Genomic DNA, 21,468 nt, shown 5'->3' on the forward strand with positions numbered 1-21,468 from the left:
GAGTGCCCGACGCGGCACTCATCATTCGTTAATAGGTGCTAATATCGGGAGCAGGCCGTGCAAGGGAGCAGTAACCACTCGGCGAATTTTGGATTTCTGGCCGAACACGACTCACTGTTCATGGAACTGGCCGAATCTGCCGAACGCGCCTTCGCCAGCGACCCCAACACCACCCTGATCAAACTCCGCCAGCTTGGCGAAGCCCTGGCCCAACACCTGGCCGCGCTGTCCGGTATTGAGTTTGACGAACAAACCAGCCAGTCCGAACTGCTTTATCGCCTGAACCGGGAATTGCGCCTGGAACCGCAGATCAAAGAACTGTTCCATATCCTGCGGATTGAAGGCAACAAAGCCACTCACCAGTTCCGTACCCAACACAAAGAAGCCATGGATGGGCTGAAAGTGGCGCGGGCCCTGGCTATATGGTTTCACCGCTCCTTCGGTAAAGCCGGTGCCAGCTTCAAGCCCGGCCCATTTATACCCCCAGCAGACCCCAGCGCACAGTTACGCCAGCTTCAGGGCGACATCGAAAAGCTCCGCCACGATCTGCAACACGCCAACATGGCGCTGGACAGCAGCCAGCAGCTCAGCCAGCTGATTGAGAAAGAAAAAGCCGAATACGAAGCCCTGGCGCTCGCCATGGATGAAGAATCCCGCGCTTTGGCGGAACAGGCCCGCCAGCACGAACAAGCCCTGAGCCAACAGCAACAAGCCTACGAGCAAAAGATCAAAGCGCTGCAACAACAGCTCACGGAGCAGGGCGAACAAACCGTTAATCAGCAGCGCCAGCAGGTAGCCAAACAGACCAAAGCCGCTACCGACACCCTGGTACTGAACGAAGAACTCACCCGCATCCTCATCGACCAACAACTGCAGGACGCGGGCTGGGAAGCCGACAGCCAGGACATCACCTTCCAGAAAGGCGCCCGCCCGGAGAAAGGCACCTATCGCGCGATTGCCGAATGGCCCACCAATCACAATGGCGAGAAGGGCCGGGCCGATTACGTGCTGTTTGCAGGCCTTACGCCCATCGCAGTGGTAGAGGCCAAGAAAGAGAACACCAACGTCGCCGGCAAAATCCGCCAGGCCGAACGCTACAGCAAAGGCTTCAAGGTAGACGCTCCGTTAGTGGGTGCCTGGGAGTTGATGGGGCGCACCATCGCCTGGCCCGCCGATGAAAGCGGCCATTACCACGTGCCCTTCGTGTATTCCTGCAACGGACGCCCCTATATTCCGCAACTGGCGGAACAGTCCGGCACCTGGTTCCGGGATGTGCGCGAGCCCAGCAACCTGCGCCGGGCACTGCCGCAGTTCCACACCCCCGGCGGCCTGCTGGATTTGCTGGAACGGGACAAGGAAAACGCCGAGAAGCTGTTAAAGGAAGAGCCCTTCGGCTACCTGAAACTGCGGGACTATCAACAGAACGCCATCGTCGCCACCGAACACGCCCTGGCCCGTGGCGTGCGCACCGCACTGCTGGCCATGGCCACCGGCACCGGTAAAACCCGCACCATCATCGGGTTGATGTACCGCTTCCTGAAAGCCGAGCGCTTCCACCGCATCCTGTTTCTGGTAGACCGCACCGCACTGGGCCAGCAGGCCATTGATGCCTTCAACGAAGCACCGCTAGAGCAGAACCACACGCTCAGCAAGATCTACAACGTGGCCGAGTTGGGCGACATGGCCGCCGAAGCGGAAACCCGCGTCCAGGTCGCCACCGTGCAGGCCATGGTCAAACGCATCTTCATGAGCGACAACCCGCCGCCCATCGATCAATTCGACTGCATCATCATCGACGAGGCCCACCGGGGCTACACCCTGGACCAGGAAATGACGGAAGGCGAGTTGGCCCTGCGGGATACCAGCCAATACCTCTCCAGTTACCGCCGGGTACTGGATTACTTCGACGCCGTAAAGATCGGCCTGACCGCCACCCCGGCCAAGCACACCAGCGAAATCTTCGGCAAACCCGTTTACACCTACTCCTACCGGGAAGCCGTGGCGGACGACTGGCTGATCGACCACGAGCCCCCCATCCGCTACGAAACCCTGCTCAGCCAGAACGGCATTACCTTCGAGAAGGGCAAGCCGGTGGAAGTCATCAACACCCAGACCGGGGAAGTGGACACCACCGAGCTGGAGGATGAACTCAACTTCGAGGTGGACGCCTTCAACCGCCGGGTGATCAACGAAAACTTCAACCGGGTGATCTGCGAACAACTGGTGCAGGAGCTGGACCCGTTCGGCGACGAGAAAACCATGATCTTCTGCGCCACCGACCTGCATGCGGATATGGTGAAACGCCTGCTGGACGAAGCTTTCAAAGACCTCTACAACGGCCAGTACAACGAAGCCGCCGTGGCCAAGATCACCGGTCAGAGCGACAAGGTGGATCAGCTCATCCGCCGCTACAAGAACGAGCGCTACCCCAATATCGCCATCACCGTGGACCTGCTAACCACCGGCATCGATGTGCCACGCATCTGCAACCTGGTGTTCATGCGCCGGGTGCGCTCACGCATTCTGTACGAGCAAATGATCGGCCGCGCCACCCGCCGCTGCGACGAGATCGGCAAGACCGTGTTCCGCATCTACGACCCGGTGGACATCTACGCCGCCCTGCAGGATGTGAACACCATGAAGCCCCTGGTGAAAGACCCCAACATCACCCTGGAGCAACTGGTGGATGAACTCACCGACGACGAGCACCTGGAAAAGGCCCTCGCAAGCCCCGGCGAACAGCCCGATGAAAGCCACGCGGATGTGGTACTTAGCCAGCTCAGCCAGAAACTCATGCGGGTGCTGCGCAAGGCCGACAACAAAGCGGAAAGCCGCCCGGCACTGAAACAGAAGCTGGACGAACTGCAGCAGAGCTGGGGCGTGGAACCCAAATCCCTGCACCAGCACCTGCACCAGCTCGGCCCGCGTCAGGCCTCGGAATTCATCAAACAACACAGCGGCCTGCTGAACCAGCTGGCCGAGGTGAAGTCCCTGGTGGGCAGTGAATACATGCCGCTGATCTCCGACCACGAAGACGAAATCCGCGAGCGTATCCAAAGCTACGGCGAGCATGACAAGCCGGAAGACTACCTGGACAGCTTCAACGAGTTCATCAAACAGCAGCTCAACCAGTCTGCCGCCCTGGCCGTGGTGGTCAACAAACCCCGTGACCTCACCCGGGAACAGCTACGGGAAGTAAAACTGCTACTGGACAACCACGGCTACTCTGAAGCCCGCCTGCAAAGCGCTGTGCGCAACCAGACCAACAAAGACATCGCCGCCAGCATCATCGGCTACATCCGCCGCGCCGCCCTGGGCGAGGCGCTGATTCCCTTCGAACAGCGCGTGGCCGAAGCCATGGACCGTATCTACACCCAGCACAACTGGACCCCGAACCAACGCAAATGGCTGGAGCGGCTGGCCAAGCAACTGGTGCACGAAGTCATCATCGACCGGGAGTTTGTAAACCACCGGTTCGCCGATGATGGCGGGGCGAAGCAGATGAACAAAGTGCTGGGGGAGCAGCTGGATACGGTGTTGGATGAATTGAATGAGGCGATGTGGCCGCAGCAGAGTGCCTGAACACCATCTGAATGACATGCATAGAAGATCGGCTTTTCTTATCATGTCGACCGCCACATGCACAGATTTCCGGATTTTTTATACATAAGGCGCTGACAAAGCAGGAGCGCCCTTCCAAGGATTACCCATGATCAACAACGACATCGTCCAAAAACTCTGGAACCTGTGCGACGTTCTGCGAGACGACGGCATCAACTACTCGGACTACGTCACCGAACTGGTGCTGCTGCTGTTCATCAAGATGGTCCATGAGAACAAGGACTTTGGCACCCTGGTAAAGCACCCGCTGCCGGAAGGCTGCCGCTGGAGCGACCTGAACGGCAAATCCGGCATCAACCTGCTGAACGACTACAAACGCATCCTGCTCAGCCTGTCCACGGGCAAGGACGGCGACGGCAATCTGGTACACGACGACCCGTTGATCAGCGCCATCTACGCCGATGCCCAGACCCGCCTGCGGGAGCCGCGCCATCTGGAACAGATGATCAAGACCCTGGACCAGATCGACTGGTTCAGCGCCCAGAAAGACGGCCTGGGCGATCTGTACGAAGGCCTGCTGGAGAAGAACGCCAACGAAACCAAATCCGGCGCCGGCCAGTACTTCACGCCCCGCGCCCTGATCAACACCATGGTGCGCTGCGTGAAGCCACAGCCCGGCGAGCACATCCAGGACCCGGCCGCAGGCACCGCAGGCTTTCTGATTGCCGCCCACGAATACATCAAAGGCCAGACCGACGACCTGTACGACCTGACCACCGAACAGAAAGCCTTTCAGACCACCAAGGCCTACGTGGGCATCGAACTGGTGCCCGGCACTCGTCGCCTGGCGCTGATGAACTGCCTGCTGCACGGCATGGAAGGGGATGACGAAGGCGTGGTGCATCTGGGCAACGCCCTGGGCCAGACCGGCGCCGGGCTGGAGAAGGCCGACGTGATCCTCGCCAACCCGCCCTTCGGCACCAGCAAGGGCGGCGACGCCAGCATCACCCGCGACGACCTGACCTACAAAACCAGCAACAAGCAGCTGGCCTTCTTGCAGCACATTTACCGCAACCTCAAACCCGGTGGCCGCGCCGCCGTGGTGTTGCCGGACAACGTGCTGTTTGAAGCCGGCGTGGGCACCGACGTGCGCCGGGACTTAATGAACAAGTGCAACCTGCACACCATCCTGCGACTGCCCACCGGCATCTTCTACGCCCAGGGCGTGAAAACCAACGTGCTGCTCTTTACCAAAGGCAGCGCCAAGGACAAATACCAGGAAGAAAACTGCACCGAAAACGTCTGGGTCTACGACCTGCGCACCAACATGCCCAGCTTCGGCAAGCGCACGCCCTTCACCGAGCAACACCTGGCCCCCTTCGAAGCCGTCTATTCCCCCCTCTCCCCCGGTGGGAGAGGGGCCGGGGGAGAGGGGGGAGCGGCCAACGCCCATCCATCAGGCCGCACCGAAGGCGAATACAGCTTCCATTCCGAAGCCATCGAACTGCCCGAACACAGCGACGAAAACGAAGGCATCGACCCCCGCCTGGCCCACAGCCGCTGGCGCAGCTTCAGCCGCCAGTGGATTGCCGAACACAAGGGTGACTCGCTGGATATTTCCTGGTTGAAGGACAGCGATAGTGTGGATGCGGCCAATTTGCCGGAACCTGGCACTCTAGCTCAGGAGATGAAAGACGAGCTAGATGGGGCTCTCCTCGACCTGAACAAATTGCTGATGGCGCTAGAGGGCAGGCACCCTCATGAGTGATACGAAATTGCCTGACTGCTGGAGAACAGAGCGGCTAGATCAACTAGCCAAGTTCATCGATTACAGAGGTAAAACGCCGAAGAAAAAAACAGAGGGACTTCCGCTTATTACGGCAAAAAATGTTCGAGATGGCTACATTAAAAAAGAGCCAAGAGAATATATTGCAATAGCTGATTATGATGAATGGATGACTCGCGGAATCCCGAAAGAGGGTGATGTAGTAATTACGACAGAAGCTCCGATGGGGAATGTCGCGTTGCTCGACATCACAGAAAAATTTGCGATAGCCCAGCGCGTCATTTGTCTGCAATTTTTTTCCAAAGCCATGGGGCGCTTTGCACACTACGCATTGAGAAGCCCTGACTTCCAAAAAACACTTAAGCTAAATTCAACAGGCACTACGGTTAGCGGTATCAAAGCGGCAACTTTAAAAGGCCTTGTGATACCTCTACCACCCCTTGCCGAACAAAAAGCCATCGCCGACAAACTCGACACCCTACTGGCCCAGGTGGAAAACACCAAAGCCCGCCTCGAACGCATCCCGCAAATCCTCAAACGCTTCCGCCAGTCCGTGCTGGCTGCGGCGGTGAGTGGACGATTGACGGAGGAGTGGCGGAAACGGAATAACTCCCAGTTTCCTTACGAAAGCCGCCAACTATCAGAAATCATTCACGAGATGCGCAACGGGCTATCTCCGAAACCAAATGAAGATGGACGCGGACACCCAATTTTACGAATCAGTTCTGTTAGGCCGTTTTCATTAGATCAAGTTGATATCCGGCACTTAGAAGTGTCGGAAAAAGACGAGAAACGCTATTCGCTCCAACCTAATGATTTACTGTTCACTCGGTATAACGGAAGTATCGAGTTTGTCGGCGTTTGCGCGCGAGTTTCGCAACTCAACCACGACACTCTTCTCTATCCAGACAAGCTGATTCGTGTACGGGTGGACAAAGCGCAAGTAATCCCCGAATTTCTCGAAATATTCGCCGCAAGCTTTGAGGCTCGCGAGTATATTTACTCTCTCGTGAAATCAACGTCCGGACAAAAGGGAATCTCTGGCAAAGATTTGAAATTAATGAAGGTGGCGCTTCCAACAGTTTCCGAACAAACCGAGATCGTCCGGCAGGTAGCCCAGCTCTTCGCCCATGCCGACCGCATCGAACAACAGGTCAACAACGCCCTGACCCGCGTCAACAACCTCACCCAGTCGATCCTGGCCAAGGCGTTCCGGGGTGAGCTCACCGAGCAGTGGCGCAAGGACAACCCGGAGCTGATCAGCGGGGAGAACAGTGCGGAGGCGTTGCTGGAGCGGATCAAGGCGGAGCGGTCGGCCGCAAAGCCGGCGAAGAAAACACGGGAACGGGCTAAATCCTGAGATTCCGCAAATCACTCATCACAAAAATGCCACTGGCTGGACAGAAATCATAATGCCAGAGAGTCGTAAAGGGAGGAAAGGCCCATGGCGGTGAGTCGTCAGGTATCGTCGTTCAGGTATAGCCGGATGTGGCTGGCTGTATGCTGCTGTCTGCTTTTCGTGTTCTCCGCGCATGCGCTCGCCGTTTCAAAATGCGTGGCCGCAGACGGTTCAGTTTCCTACGTTCAGGGGAACTGCCCTCAGCTGGACCAGAAAAAAGAGGATGTGAGGGTTTGGGATTCCGGTAAAGGCATGAAAATAGGCCCGGACCTGCCGGTAGCCAATGACGCTCCGGCTAGCCGGGAAAGCCGAAATACAGCTTCACGTGGCCCCGGCCACCCGTGTAATGCGACAACCGGAAATGTTGTTCAACGCCGGCTTGAGACCCAGGCTTGCGCCGTGCTCAGTCGCCCCCACGACCCTAAGAATCCAGCTTGCAGGACTCTGGCAACAGGCAGCTGGAAACACCAGGCAACGATGACGGTGCCTGAGTTCAGGGCAATGATAGCCCATTGTCAGGCTACAGCGGGCTCCCCGAACGCAACGGATAACGCACGCAGACCGAGGGTTGAGGTAGGGGCCAGGATTCCTCAGCGGGCTCAGGAATGCTTCAAAGCAGAAATCATCGAACCCGTTCCATTTCTGGGCAAAAGGGATGAGCTATTCCAGCTATCTGATGGCTCGGTCTGGCAAGTAACCGATGGTTACTTGTACCTGTACGCATATAACCCGCAAATAATTGTATGTCCCAGCAAAGGACAGGCAATTATTGAGGAAGAAGTGATCAGTGTTCGCAGGGTTGGTCAGTAAGGCTGTCCAAAATTGCTCCCGGCAATTTTGTAGGGGCGAGCTTACCGGGCAATGGCGCTGCTGGAGCGAATCAAGGCGGAGCGGGCGGTGTTGAAGCCGGCGAAGAAAACCCGAAGCAAGCGGACTACCGTTTAACTTCCCTCTGAACTAACCTCTGTAATTCAGAGATTTAAAAATAATCTGAGAGAAAAGGCGACATCATGCAACACGGACGTTATCGGCATATCCCGTCAAGGACACTTGACAACAGCGGGTCTGACTACCAAACTTCGCAACACATCCGCCCCTTGGCAGTAAGCCCCCTCACACATCCGGAGGGTGCGCCGATCCCCTGGGGCTTTCTTATTTCTAGGCTCTCGAAAATCCCTGCTTTCGGGAGTCAGCCATGAGCCACCGCAACATTGCCATCCTTATCGATGGTGGCTTCTTCCTTAAACGCCTTCCCAAACTCGTCAATGCCGATGGCTGCGATACCGTAACCAAGGTAACCGACTGCATCCGCCGCATGTGCAAGCAGCACATCAGGTTTCTGACTGGCGATAGTAGCCGACAGTGGCACCAGCATGTCTACCGGATCTTCTTCTACGATGCATTGCCCTATGACGGCAAAGCCCACCATCCCATCGATAATCGTGCTATCGATTTTGCCAAGTCCGATGTCGCCAAGTACCGTCACGAACTGTTTGATGCACTCAGAAAGCAGCGAAAAGTTGCTCTGAGGCTGGGCAAAGTGAATAAGGATCGCGACTGGACCATTAATCCCCGATATACAAAAAAGCTCCTGAAAACCCGTGAGTGGCTGTCTGCGCTTGATCAAATTCCTTCGCCTGAGGGCGATGCTATGCCAGATGAGACAAACCTCACCCTAACTCCCGAACAGACACAAAGCCTTTTAAATTTGAGAGACCTTTGGAGCTCTCTGGATGGCGGTACCGTGAGTTTGGGGCTCCATCAGAAAGGCGTAGATATGCGGATCGGCATCGATATCGCGTCACTGACACTCAAGCAGCAGGTGGATACGATCATTCTGGTGGCCGGAGACAGCGACTTCGTTCCAGCCGCCAAAATGGCTAGGCGCGAGGGGATTGAATTCATCCTTGATCCGCTGTGGCAGGAGGTCAACGCTGATTTATTCGAGCACATTGACGGCCTTCAATCTGGCCTCCCAAAACCCGGTACCCGAACACCTCCCCAAGAATAAAAGGATTAGCTTGTGCACTCCGATCTCTCTAAAGACACAGAACTCAAAACCATTCTGGACGGCATCTCCCCCAGTGAGCGAAATCCTGAGTGGCTTTCCAGCTTGGCGGATTTTCTTGAGTATGTTGAAGGGGCAGATCTGGAGACCCGCAAAACTCTCGAATTTCAGCAGAAGCTTTGGGAGGAGAACGCCGTCAGTGGTGTGGGAATGGGTACGGTCAATATATCAGCCGCTCTTGAGGATCCTGAATTCAGATCCTGGATAGCGGGGGAGTCGCTAAAGCCACTACCTGAAAGTTCGGAAGCCCGAATCACGCGGCTCCAAGCCTTCCATGACGAAATCGCTACACGGATGAAGAAGTACACTAATCGGATTGCGTGGGTGAAAATCTGTCGGGTAATGGCCGCCCTCTACCCACGCTATTTCAGCACTATCACCTATGACCTTATGGCTCAGGAATGTCACAGGGCCTGGTTTGGCGATTCCTCCCGCCGGCCAAAAGTGGTCACTTGCCAACATGATCTGATGCGGCGTTTGGAACAGCTATTGGGCCCGGTAGAAAGCTCATCCAAGGCGCTTGCCGAACGTATGACACTGCCCTGGTTTGTCTATGAAGGGCATGTTCAGGGCTCCCATACCGAAACGGTGGCTGAGGAGGCTGATGATAAGGGTGAAGTGAAGCTGAAACCGCTGCCTGCGATTCAAAGACGTAAGGGCCTGACGAGCATTCGTGGCGGTATTGCTACCCTGATCAAAGCACTGAGCTTTGTTGAGGATGGAGTTCGACGTGACGAGCTCATTGATTTTCTCAGGTCGGAGTTTCCAGATTACCGGGAGAGCAGCCTGCGGACGACGGTAAATGTTCTGAAGAATGAGTTCTATGTCATCGAGGAACACGAAGGTATTGTCACGAAAACCACTCGTGGACAGCTGTATCTGGATACTAAAGATCCCCGAGAACTGATCCCGATCTTTCTGACACGGGTGCTCGGTATCGATCACGTTCTTTTGGCGTTGGGGAAAGAAGACCAAACCAGCCGTCAGCTATACAGCCTGCTTAGGAAGGTGAATTCCGGCTGGACCTCGAACTTTATGCCCGGAAGCATCATCAAATGGCTAAAAGGCTTTGATCTGGTCCAAAACTCGGAGAATGGGCTGTTCTCACTCACTGAAACCGGCAAGGAATGGGCAGCCCAGATTCACTGGGAGCCGGAATTCCTCGATCCCGAGGATCTCGGGGAAGAGGGTGATGCAGTAGATGGCGATGACGCGTCTTTGGATATAGGTTGTATCGATCAAGGCTCCCTCATCAAAGCCGTAACTGCCAGCACTGCTTTTTCTGCCAGACTCGTAAGCCAGCTACATTTTGGACTGTGGTCCCACGAACGGAGGCATTTTGCCATCCTCGCTGGCCTGTCTGGGTCAGGTAAAACACTTCTGGCTCAACGATATGGGCAAGCGCTGTCGGAGCAGTTCGGGCTTCCGGCAGACAAGCATGTGTTTGTCCAGGCGGTGCAGCCTGGGTGGTATGACCCATCCCCACTGTTCGGACACATTAACCCATTACGGCCGGACAACTATGTACGCTCCCCATTGCTGGATTTTCTGCTTCAAGCCGCCAATTCTCCTGGCCAACCTTTCATTGCGATCCTGGACGAGATGAACCTGTCTCACCCAGAGCAGTATTTCGCCCCCGTTCTGTCTGCAATGGAAACAGGGGAACACTTGCGACTGCATAATGAAGGAAAATCCTTTGATGGAGTGCCAAACACTATCCCATTCCCCAGTAACGTGGCTTTCATCGGCACAGTCAACATGGACGAAACCACCCATGGCATTTCCGACAAAGTGCTGGATCGTGCGTTTACCATGGAGTTCTGGGATATCAATCTGCAGTCTTATCCGAACTGGCAAAAGTTCGGACTGAATGAGCAGGTTCTGGCTCGGGTGAAAAGTTGCCTCACTGATCTTCTCGCAGCACTGGAAACCGAGCGACTGCACTTTGGCTGGCGCACCGTGGAAGATGTGTTGTCCTACCTTTCTCTGGCACAGCAAACGCCTGACATCGAGCTATCCCAAGCGCTGGACGATGTTATCTACGCACGGGTGCTTCCGAAGTTGAGGGGCTCCGAGAGCCAGAGGCTGCACGAGTCCTTGGTGAAGCTGATTTCGGTTCTGGCTGACTACGACCTGAAGCGATGCCGTGCCAAAGTTGAGTCACTGAAATCTGACCTTGCAGATACTGGAATGATGCGATTCTGGCGCTGATATGAAACTACCCGTTTTCGCGTCAACGGCCGCAAACGAACCGCTCGGTTACCTGGATACTGAGCGGACTCTGCTGGAGCTGAGTGAAGCTCAAACCTATCTGATCGGCATTCCTGATCAAAATGCCAGGTGCTATGTCGATGATGCCCTACTGAATGTGGATGACACCGGGCAAAACTGGGTCTGGGAACCGGGCTTTTTCGCCGGCGAGGTTGGCCTGGAGCTGGAGTTGCCTGAATTGTCACATCCGATTCGCTATCAGGTAGACGTATCCCCAGCTCCACATAAATCCGGTCGAGATCAGTTCAATCAATATCTCCAACAGATCATCGATTTCATGCCGCAGTTGGCCACTGGAACTGAACCGGCTATGCAAAACTTAAGCGGTCGGTCCGGGTTCGTTTCGCTGTGGCTTCGTTATGCCAGACTTCGGCAGTTCATTGATCGTTACCTATCTGGACTGAGGGCTATCCAACACCGGCCTATCGTTCGACTGAGCAGCCGCCGTGAACAGATGCCGCTTCATATGGCCAAAAGGATTGATCGAATTACGGTACAGCGCTTGACCGCCAACCCTGCCTTGCTTTCAGCATTATCCGGAGACCTTGACGCTGAACCACCTCTTGCTCCGGAGCAATGCAATCTGGATGTTCCCTTTCATGAACCATCCATGGATAACCCTGCTAACCGGCTGATGACGCGCCAATTGATCGAAGTGCGCAGGCTTGTGCGATCCATGCTTTCAGAGCTTCAAGACTTGAGGGTTTCAGGACCGGAAACGGAAACCGACCTACAAGTGCGGTTACCGCGGCGTATTCGTTTTTTAAAATCTATAGACAAGCAGTTGGGGCGAATCGCACGGAGCGAGCCTTTCGTGAGTGCGAGCATCGGCAAACGAGGGGTTGCGGATCTCAATGCCGTTTCCGGCCATCCGCACTACAACATGACCTATCTGGCTGGCATCCGAATTTTGCGCCAGGGCCTCTCGGATATGGGGGGCGATGAGCAGCACTACCTTGCGCCCACATGGGAGATATATGAGGTTTGGTGTTTTGTGGCTTTCGCGAAGGCTCTCCAATCCCGATACCCGGATTACGAGTGGCAATTGGAGCAGAGCCCGGTATCTGCAGATCTGATTCTCCGGGGCCAATCGGGCTCGAAGCGAATAGCTCTCTTTTTCCAGATGACTTGTCCGTCCCTTGAAACACCAAACCGATACGGGTACTTCTCAGTTTCCAGGGAGCGGCGACCAGACATGCTGTTAGAAATCGTGGAGGGTGAGAAGAGGACATTTATATGTCTCGACAGCAAGTACACTGCGAGCAAAGCAAGAATCCTGGATTCAATGGCGTCCGCTCATATCTACCGGGATTCCCTTCGAGACATCAAGAGCGTACCCACCTTATCGCTCATTCTTGTGCCAGCCAATAAAAACTCGCCGGACCTTGGCGCAACGAATTATTGGCAGAGGAATAGAGTTGGCTGTGCGGTTCTGGCGGAGGATCACGACGCTGCCAAGCTATTCAGCAGGGTAAGCAACTTTTTCGACACCTGAACGGACTTATGTGTCAACAACCTTACCCAGTCCATCCTCGCCAAAGCCTTTGCAAAGCACATCCCTGTGCGTTGCCCTTGGGGCCAGCCTGCGGCTGTTCAGAGTCGGCTCTCGTCCGGACACTGGGCCTGGCTGGGTAGCTCATCCATCGAATCAACAAACAACAGGTTGGCTTCGTTCATCTTCAGGCCGTTCCGCTCGAGGAACTCGATCGAAAGGGAGCCAATATCACCATGGTCGGTTCTGCCGTTGATTGTCAGACAGCTACCATTGGGCATCGGCTTTTCCGAGTGAGAGAAAGTCTCCTCAAAATACCAGGGATAGGCTAGCATCTCCTTCACATAGGGAAGGTCATCGGCATCCGCCTCCGCAATATCGGCATACGCGCTAGCTGTAAAGTACGGCTCGAAATCCAAGTCGAGTCCTTCTTTTTCGAGCCCTTGCTCAAATTCCAGGTATGACTGCCAGGCAAGTTCCGGCGTGGTTGTTTTTGTGGTGCAGCCAGTTGCCAGCGATATTGAAGCAATCAGAGCAAAATCCAGCAGTATGCGAGGCTTCATTGGAGCGCCTCCTGCAGCTGTTTATCTCTGGCTGCTCCTGCGCCTTTCAGGGCTCTTGCAGCACGGCAAAGCAATCCAGAGCAGGAGGTTATTAGCTTTTCAACATCTATGCGACCACGGGTGCTCGCGCTTGCCGCTCTCAAAAAGCGGAAATTGGCGGTGAATTCAATCATGCCCTCATCATCGACATGCATTGATACATCCGCTACGCGCAATTGCATGCCCAGGTCCTGCAAAGCTTCCGAAACACTAAAGGTTAGTCGGCCAGCATTTCCGCTGATTGAGGCATTCCCGTGATGATCGACAGCAACGGTCACTGGGCCGGTCGACTTCAATAGCCTGGAGGTAACTTCACCGTCTGTGTTGTAGGCAACTTCAAGAAAGCGGGTAACGGCCAGCCGGACCTCGGACTGGGTGTGGTAGAACGCCATAATGACCTCCTTGTGGTCTGGGGGACTTCCCTGAGTCAGTCTTCTTCATGAAGAATGGGCCTGAAATCACTCTCAGGCCCCGGGCATCCTATTCAATTCGGACAATCCTTACTTACTCCACCGTCACACTTTTCGCCAGGTTCCTGGGCTGGTCCACATCCGTGCCCTTCAGTACTGCCACGTGGTAGGACAGCAGCTGCAGCGGTACCGTGAAGACAATGGGTGCCGTAATCGGATGGACCGATGGGATCTGCATGACGTGGATGCCGTCTTCGGACTTCACATCGGCCTCGCGATCAGCGAAGACGAACAGCTCACCACCCCGGGCGCGGACTTCCTCCAGGTTGGATTTGAGCTTTTCCACCAGGTCGTTATTGGGGGCAACGGTGACCACGGGCATTTCACTGTCAACCAGTGCCAGGGGGCCGTGCTTGAGCTCGCCGGCCGGGTAGGCCTCGGCGTGGATGTAGGAGATTTCCTTCAGTTTCAGGGCGCCTTCCAGGGCCACCGGGAACTGGGAGCCACGCCCCAGGAACAGGCTGTGGTGCTTGTCCACGAAGGCTTCGCTGAGCTCGGCGATGGCGTCATCCAGCGCGAGTACATCCGCTACCTGGCCAGGTACCAGTTTAAGGGCCTGGACGATTTCGGCTTCCTTTTCCTCCGACAGGCCATTGTGCCGGGCCAGAGCCAGGGTGAAGATCAGCAGTGCAGTCAGCTGGGTGGTAAAGGCCTTGGTGGAGGCCACGCCGATTTCCGGGCCAGCCTGGGTCATGATCACCAGGTCCGACTCCCGCACCAGTGAGCTGCCCGGTACGTTACAAATCGCCAGGGCGGCGCGGAACCCCGCCTTCTTGGCCTGGCGCAGGGCGGCCAGGGTGTCGGCGGTTTCGCCGGACTGGGAGATACAGAGGAACAGGGTGTCCGGCTGGATCACGTGCTTGCGGTAGCGGAACTCGGAGGCCACTTCCACGGAACAGGGAACACCCGCCAGCTCCTCGATCCAGTAGCGCGCGACCATGCCAGCGTGGTAACTCGTACCACAGGCGATGATCTGGACGTGACGGACATTTTCCAGCAATTTTCCAGCGTCTGTACCCAGGGCCTGCTCAAGCACGTGGCTGTCGGTGAGACGGCCTTCCATGGTGGCCTTGATAACCGCCGGCTGCTCGTGGATTTCCTTCAGCATATAGTGGCGATACTCACCCTTGTCGGCCGCATCATGGCCGTGTTCGAAACGGGTCACTTCCCGCTCGGCGGTTTGACCGTTCCGATCGACTATATCGATCCGATCCCGGCGCACATCGGCAATGTCCCCTTCCTCCAGGAACATGAAACGGTCGGTGACCGGCAACAGTGCCAGCTGATCGGAAGCGATGAAATTTTCGCCAATACCCACACCAATCACCAGCGGGCTACCCTCTCTGCAGACCACCAGGTGGTCCGGTTCATCCGCATGGAGGACTGCCAGGGCGAAGGCCCCGCGTAGTTGGCTGATCGCCGCACGAACGGCCTTGAAGAGGTCCTGCTCGTTGCGGTACTGCTTTTCGATCAGGTGGGCAACCACTTCAGTGTCGGTCTGGGAGGTAAACTCGTAGCCCTCTGCCCGCAGCGCTTCCCGGAGTTCCTGATAGTTCTCGATGATGCCGTTGTGGACAATGGCCAGGCGATCGCCGGACATATGGGGGTGGGCATTGATACGTGAAGGCTCGCCATGGGTCGCCCAGCGGGTATGGGCGATGCCGATCGGGCCCGGTGATGGCTGGGCAGCAATGGAGTCGGCGAGCGCGGCCACCTTGCCCAGTTCACGGGCCCGGTGGATGTTACCTTCCCCGTTCAGGGTGGCCAGGCCGGCGGAGTCGTAACCCCGATATTCAAGGCGTCGCAGCCCTTCCAGCAGGATCCCTTCAACGTCCCTTTGCGAGACTGCTCCAACAATGCCGCACATAAGATTCTTCCGCTCTTGAGTCAGGTCAGGCTTTCTTTTCAGGCCGCTTCCAGCCCTTGATATTCCGTTGTCGACCTCGGGCCACGGCCAGGTCTTTTTCCGCTACGTCGGTAGTAATGGTGGAACCGGCGCCAATAACCGCGTCCGCTGCCACCGAGACCGGTGCTACAAGCGCGGTGTTGGAACCCACGAATACGTTATCTCCCAACACCGTCTGGAACTTGTTCACCCCATCATAATTACAGGTAATGGTGCCTGCACCCACATTCACATTACGGCCAAGGGTGGCGTCGCCGACGTAGCTCAGGTGATTGATCTTGCTACCCTCGCCCACCTCGGCCTTCTTGGTTTCCACAAAGTTGCCCACCTTCGCAGTACGGGCCAGGCGCGTGCCCGGGCGCAACCGGGCAAAGGGGCCGATCTGGCACTGCTCGGCCACGTCCGCACCTTCGATCACGGAGTTGGCGTGCACGGTGACGTTATCAGCCAGCCGGGCGTCCCGGATCAGGCAGTTAGGGCCGATGGACACGTTATTACCAAGGGTTACCTCGCCCTCAAACACCACGTTCACATCGATCAGCACATCCTGGCCGACGGTCAGGTTACCCCGCACGTCGATCCGGTCCGGATCGGCCAGAGTGGCGCCTTCGGTCATCAGGCGCTCCGCCTCACAGCGTTGATACCAGCGCTCCAGCACTGATAGTTGCAGACGGTTATTCACACCCTGCACTTCCTGTTCGTGGGAAGGCTGGGCCACTTCGATGGTCATGCCTTCCCCCGCCGCCATGGCGATAATATCGGTCAGATAATACTCGCCCTGGGCATTACTGTTGGACAGTTGCGGCAACCAGCGCTTCAGGTGATCCAAGGTCACCGCCAGGATGCCAGTATTCACCTCACAGATCGCTTTCTGGGATTCGGTTGCATCTTTCTGTTCAACGATGGCGATCACCTTGCCCTGCTCATTTCGCAGGATGCGGCCATAACCATCCGGGTTGGCCAGGTCGACAGTGAGCAGCCCAAGGCTCTGCTGGTTCACCCGGGACACCAGGGCCACCAGGGTTTCCGGATTGATGAGCGGCACATCGCCATAAAGGACCAGCACAACGGCTCCATCGGGCACCACCGGCAACGCCTGCGCCACAGCATGGCCGGTACCCAACTGCTGCTCCTGCAACGCCCAGGTGACGTCAGCCGCCGGAGTGACCGCTTTTACCTGATCTGCACCATGGCCGATAACACCGTGGATGCCTTCCGCGCCCAGTGTGCGGGCGGTATCCATGACATGGTGCAACATGGACCTGCCAGCCACCTTGTGGAGTACCTTTGGCAGGCTGGATTTCATGCGGGAGCCCTGGCCGGCGGCCAGGATGATCACGTGGAGCGGGGCTGTCATGGCTGGTCCCTGAGTTCTGTGTAATCGGGTCATTCTCTAACAAAAAAAGCCGCACTCACGATGACAGTACCCGCCAGATTCAAATCCGGCCGGTACGCCACGATGATGCGGCCCGGGTGAGCCCGTTCCAGAGGAACGGTATCAGCGTACTTTCTTGCGCAGCTTTTCCAGGGTACGGAGCTGTGCAACCGCCTCTGCCAGTTCGGCAGCGGCGCGAGAGTACTCGAACTCACCAGTCTTGTTCGCCAGTGCCTTCTCGGCCTCTCGCTGGGCTTCCAGCGCTGCGGCTTCATCCACGTCCTTGGCACGGACAGCGGTGTCAGCCAGCAGGGTGACAACGGAGGGCTGAACCTCCAGGTAGCCACCCGAGACATAGATGATCTCTTCCTCACCACCCTGCTTGAAGAAGCGGACAGGGCCGGGCTTCAGCGCAGTCAGCAACGGTGCGTGGCCGGGCTGGATACCCAACTCACCCTCGGTGCCATTGGCGATCAGCATTTCCACCAGGCCGGAGTAGATCTTTTCTTCGGCACTTACGACGTCACAATGTACAGTCATAGCCATCTCGGTTGCCTCTCAGGTCGGTCAGCGAAGGGAGGGTGACTTACTTGTCACCCTTGGACTTCAGTTCCTTCGCCTTCTCGACCGCTTCCTCAATGGTACCGCACATATAGAAGGCCTGCTCAGGCAGGTCGTCGTAGTCACCATTGAGAATGCCCTTGAAGCTGCTGATGGTTTCCTTAAGGGAAACGTACTTGCCGGGAGAGCCGGTAAATACCTCAGCAACGTGGAACGGCTGGGACAGGAAACGCTCAATCTTACGGGCGCGGGCAACGGTCAGCTTGTCTTCCTCTGACAGTTCATCCATACCCAGGATGGCGATGATGTCCTTCAGTTCCTTGTAACGCTGCAGGTTGGTCTGCACGCCACGGGCGACTTCGTAGTGCTCTTCACCGATCACCAGCGGATCCAGCTGGCGGGAGGTGGAATCCAGCGGATCAATCGCCGGGTAGATACCCTTGGAGGCGATGTCACGGCTCAGTACCACGGTTGCGTCCAGGTGAGAGAATGTGGTGGCAGGAGACGGATCAGTCAGGTCGTCCGCCGGCACGTATACCGCCTGGATAGAAGTGATAGAGCCGGTCTTGGTGGAGGTAATACGCTCCTGCAGCTCACCCATCTCCTGGGCCAGGGTCGGCTGGTAACCTACCGCGGAAGGCATCCGGCCAAGCAAAGCGGATACCTCGGTACCGGCCAGCGTGTAACGGTAGATGTTGTCAACGAACAACAGTACGTCACGACCTTCGTCACGGAACTTCTCGGCCATGGTCAGGCCGGTCAGTGCTACCCGCAGACGGTTTCCGGGGGGTTCGTTCATCTGGCCGTAAACCATGGCCACCTTGTCGAGAACGTTGGACTCCTTCATTTCGTAGTAGAAGTCGTTACCTTCCCGGGTCCGCTCACCAACACCCGCGAATACGGAGAGACCGGAGTGTTCTTTCGCGATGTTGTTGATCAGTTCCATCATGTTTACGGTCTTGCCCACGCCGGCACCACCGAACAGGCCAACCTTACCACCCTTGGCGAACGGGCAGATCAGGTCGATAACCTTGATGCCGGTTTCCAGCAGGTCGGCGGAGGCCGCCTGGTCGGCATAGCCCGGAGCCTTGCGATGGATTCCCCAGCGCTCTTCTTCGCCGATCTCGCCCTGTTCGTCGATGGGACGGCCCAGAACGTCCATGATACGGCCCAGAGTGGGGGTACCAACCGGCACCGAAATCGGCTTGCCGGTATTTTCTGCTTTCAGGCCACGCTTGAGGCCTTCGGTGCTGCCCATGGCGATGGTACGAACAATGCCGTCACCCAGCTGCTGCTGGACTTCCAGAGTTGTTTCGCCACCTTCAAGCAGCAGTGCGTCATACACGTTGGGTACGGAGTCACGCGGAAATTCCACGTCGATAACCGCGCCAATGATCTGAACGATGTGTCCGCTACTCATGCTCGGTTCCTCGTTATCTCAATAGTCACTAAAGCCAGTTGGATCGTGATCCGGGTCAGACCGAAGCCGCGCCGCTCACAATCTCCGAAATTTCCTGGGTGATGGCTGCCTGACGGGCCTTGTTATAGGCCAACTGGAGCTCATCAATAATGCTGCCGGCGTTGTCGGTTGCGCTCTTCATGGCAATCATCCGGGCAGCCTGTTCGCAGGCCAGATTTTCCACCACGCCCTGGTAAACCTGGGACTCGATGTAACGTGGCAGAAGGCCATCCAGGATTGGAGCCGCGGCAGGCTCATAGAGATAATCCCACTGGCTTCTGATCTCTTCGTCTTCGCTCGGCGGCAAGGGCAACAGCTGCTCCACCTTCGGCTGCTGGGTCATGGTGTTCACAAACTCGTTGTGAACCACGTACAGCCGGTCGATACGACCTTCCTCGAACGCGTCCAGCATTACCTTGACGTTACCGATAAGCTGTTCCGCGCTGGGGGTGTCGCCCAGGTGGGTCAGTGCCGCGACAACGTTGCCGCCATAGTTGCGGAAAAACGAGGCGCCTTTCTGACCGATTGCACAGATGTCGGACTCAACACCCTTGTTTTTCCAGTCACGCATTTCACGGACCAGCAGCCGGAACAGGTTACTGTTCAGGCCACCACACAGTCCCCGGTCAGAGGAAATCACGATGAAACCGACCCGGTTAACCTCACGATCCATCAGGAAACTGTGACGGTACTCCGGATTGGCCAGCGCGATATGCCCAATAACCTGACGCATCTTTTCCGCATACGGGCGGGTCGCCTGCATACGTTCCTGAGCCTTACGCATCTTGCTCGCCGCCACCATTTCCATGGCGGAGGTGATCTTCTGCGTGCTCTTGATGCTTCCGATCTGGTTACGTATTTCTTTTCCGACGGCCATAAGTCACTGCCTTTTCAAGTTAGACACTCATGTGAACCACTTGGCCCGCAACGGGGCGGGCCAGGGGATTTACCAGCTTTGAGTGGTCTTGAATTTCTCCAGAGCAGCTTTCAGGCCGGCGATAATATCGTCGTTGTAGTTCCCTTCAGCGCCGATCTTGTCGAGCAGTTCTTTCTGTTCGGCACGCATCCAGTCCAGGAGCTGCGCTTCGAACTTGACCACTTTCTCGACATCGACGTCGTCCAGGAAGCCTTCGTTAGCTGCGAACAGTACGGTGCCCATTTCCGCAACGGTCATCGGGCTGTACTGGTTCTGCTTCATCAGCTCGGTAACGCGCTGACCGTGCTCGAGCTGCTTACGGGTTGCTTCGTCAAGGTCGGAAGCGAACTGGGCGAAAGCCGCCAGTTCCCGGTACTGAGCCAGGGCCAGACGGATGTTACCGCCGAGCTTCTTCATGATCTTGGTCTGGGCGGAACCACCAACCCGGGATACGGAGATACCGGCGTTCATCGCCGGACGGATACCGGAGTTGAACAGGTTGGTTTCCAGGAAGATCTGACCGTCAGTGATGGAGATCACGTTGGTCGGAACGAACGCAGAAACATCACCAGCCTGGGTCTCGATGATCGGCAGTGCGGTCAGGGAACCGGTCTGGCCTTTCACTTCACCGTTGGTCAGCTTCTCAACGTAGTCCGCATTGACACGGGACGCACGCTCCAGCAGACGGGAGTGCAGATAGAAAACGTCACCCGGGTAGGCTTCACGGCCCGGCGGACGACGCAGCAGCAGGGAGATCTGGCGATAGGCCACAGCCTGCTTGGACAAGTCATCATAGATGATCAGGGCGTCTTCACCACGGTCACGGAAGTACTCGCCCATGGAGGTACCGGAGTACGGAGCCAGGAACTGCATGGATGCAGGATCGGCGGCACCGGCGGCGACCACGATGGTGTGGTCCATGGCGCCATGCTCTTCCAGCTTGCGCACTACGGCAGCAATGGAGGACTGCTTCTGGCCCACTGCCACATAGATACACTTGATGCCAGTGTTCTTCTGGTTGATGATCGCGTCGATGGCGACAGCGGTCTTACCAATCTGACGGTCACCGATGATCAGCTCACGCTGACCGCGACCGATCGGCACCATGGTGTCGATGGCCTTGAGACCAGTCTGAACCGGCTCGTCAACAGACTGACGGGCGATAACGCCGGGCGCCACTTTCTCGACCGGGGAAGTCAGGGACGTACCCAGATCACCCTTGCCGTCGATCGGGTTACCCAGACCGTCGACCACGCGACCCATCAGTTCCGGGCCAACCGGGACTTCCAGGATACGACCGGTACAACGGACTTTCTGGCCCTCGGCCAGGTCTTCGTAGTCACCCAGTACAACCGCACCAACGGAATCGCGCTCCAGGTTCAGAGCCATGCCGAAGGTGCCGTTGGCGAATTCAATCATCTCACCGTACATGACGTCGGCAAGACCGTGGATCAGCACGATACCGTCGGAAACCGACAGAATGGTGCCTTCATTCTTTGCTTCGGAAGAGATATCGAGCTTTTCGATTCTCTTCTTGATGATGTCACTGATCTCGGATGGATTCAGTTGCTGCATGCCTTTGTCCTCAAACCTTGTGCTGAA

14 protein-coding genes are annotated in these 21,468 nt (G+C 56.7%); 6 read left to right on the top strand and 8 right to left on the bottom strand.

What is annotated here, in order from left to right; all coding sequences use genetic code 11:
- Positions 1 to 120: 120 nt before the first annotated feature.
- The 6 genes from hsdR (at position 121) to LJ360_RS19725 (ending at position 12,580) form a co-directional block, all read left to right on the top strand.
- Positions 121 to 3,582, top strand: coding sequence for a type I restriction-modification system endonuclease (hsdR, locus tag LJ360_RS19700; RefSeq protein WP_264996073.1), 3,462 nt, complete (start codon positions 121 to 123; stop codon positions 3,580 to 3,582).
- 127 nt (positions 3,583 to 3,709) lie between these two features.
- Complete coding sequence (locus LJ360_RS19705) at positions 3,710 to 5,329, top strand: type I restriction-modification system subunit M (RefSeq protein ID WP_264994863.1); 1,620 nt, start codon at positions 3,710 to 3,712, stop codon at positions 5,327 to 5,329.
- Positions 5,322 to 6,707, top strand: a complete 1,386-nt coding sequence (locus LJ360_RS19710) for a restriction endonuclease subunit S (RefSeq protein WP_264994864.1) — start codon at positions 5,322 to 5,324, stop codon at positions 6,705 to 6,707. Before LJ360_RS19705 ends, LJ360_RS19710 begins: the two co-directional genes overlap by 8 nt.
- A 1,234-nt stretch (positions 6,708 to 7,941) precedes the next feature.
- Complete coding sequence (locus tag LJ360_RS19715) at positions 7,942 to 8,757, top strand: NYN domain-containing protein (RefSeq protein WP_264994865.1); 816 nt, start codon at positions 7,942 to 7,944, stop codon at positions 8,755 to 8,757.
- 12 nt (positions 8,758 to 8,769) lie between these two features.
- Complete coding sequence (locus tag LJ360_RS19720; protein WP_264994866.1) at positions 8,770 to 11,025, top strand: McrB family protein; 2,256 nt, start codon at positions 8,770 to 8,772, stop codon at positions 11,023 to 11,025.
- A 1-nt stretch (position 11,026) separates the two neighbouring features.
- Positions 11,027 to 12,580 carry a restriction endonuclease-like protein gene (locus tag LJ360_RS19725; protein ID WP_264994867.1) on the top strand — a complete coding sequence of 518 codons (1,554 nt, stop codon included), beginning with the start codon at positions 11,027 to 11,029 and terminating at the stop codon, positions 12,578 to 12,580.
- Positions 12,581 to 12,678: 98 nt separating this feature from the next.
- Here LJ360_RS19725 and LJ360_RS19730 read toward each other — a convergent pair whose 3' ends face one another.
- The 8 genes from LJ360_RS19730 to atpA form a co-directional block, all read right to left on the bottom strand.
- Positions 12,679 to 13,140 carry a hypothetical protein gene (locus LJ360_RS19730; protein WP_264994868.1) on the bottom strand — a complete coding sequence of 154 codons (462 nt, stop codon included), beginning with the start codon at positions 13,138 to 13,140 and terminating at the stop codon, positions 12,679 to 12,681.
- Complete coding sequence (locus LJ360_RS19735) at positions 13,137 to 13,571, bottom strand: hypothetical protein (protein ID WP_264994869.1); 435 nt, start codon at positions 13,569 to 13,571, stop codon at positions 13,137 to 13,139. The genes LJ360_RS19730 and LJ360_RS19735 overlap by 4 nt, the downstream gene beginning before the upstream one ends.
- A 112-nt stretch (positions 13,572 to 13,683) precedes the next feature.
- Positions 13,684 to 15,516: a glutamine--fructose-6-phosphate transaminase (isomerizing) gene (gene glmS / locus LJ360_RS19740; protein ID WP_264994870.1), complete on the bottom strand. Its 1,833-nt coding sequence runs from the start codon at positions 15,514 to 15,516 to the stop codon at positions 13,684 to 13,686.
- A gap of 25 nt (positions 15,517 to 15,541) precedes the next feature.
- Complete coding sequence (gene glmU / locus LJ360_RS19745; protein ID WP_264994871.1) at positions 15,542 to 16,912, bottom strand: bifunctional UDP-N-acetylglucosamine diphosphorylase/glucosamine-1-phosphate N-acetyltransferase GlmU; 1,371 nt, start codon at positions 16,910 to 16,912, stop codon at positions 15,542 to 15,544.
- A gap of 141 nt (positions 16,913 to 17,053) precedes the next feature.
- Positions 17,054 to 17,476: a F0F1 ATP synthase subunit epsilon gene (locus LJ360_RS19750; RefSeq protein ID WP_091850852.1), complete on the bottom strand. Its 423-nt coding sequence runs from the start codon at positions 17,474 to 17,476 to the stop codon at positions 17,054 to 17,056.
- 40 nt (positions 17,477 to 17,516) lie between these two features.
- A complete protein-coding gene (gene atpD / locus LJ360_RS19755; RefSeq protein ID WP_091850849.1) occupies positions 17,517 to 18,911 on the bottom strand; it encodes a F0F1 ATP synthase subunit beta in 1,395 nt (464 codons plus the stop codon).
- Positions 18,912 to 18,966: 55 nt separating this feature from the next.
- On the bottom strand, positions 18,967 to 19,827 hold the full coding sequence (gene atpG, locus LJ360_RS19760) for a F0F1 ATP synthase subunit gamma (protein ID WP_091850846.1): 861 nt from the start codon (positions 19,825 to 19,827) through the stop codon (positions 18,967 to 18,969).
- Between the two features lie 69 nt (positions 19,828 to 19,896).
- Complete coding sequence (gene atpA, locus LJ360_RS19765; protein ID WP_264994872.1) at positions 19,897 to 21,441, bottom strand: F0F1 ATP synthase subunit alpha; 1,545 nt, start codon at positions 21,439 to 21,441, stop codon at positions 19,897 to 19,899.
- Positions 21,442 to 21,468 lie beyond the last annotated feature (27 nt).

It is taken from the genome of Marinobacter sp. AN1, from assembly GCF_026013985.1.
Lineage (GTDB): Bacteria > Pseudomonadota > Gammaproteobacteria > Pseudomonadales > Oleiphilaceae > Marinobacter > Marinobacter segnicrescens.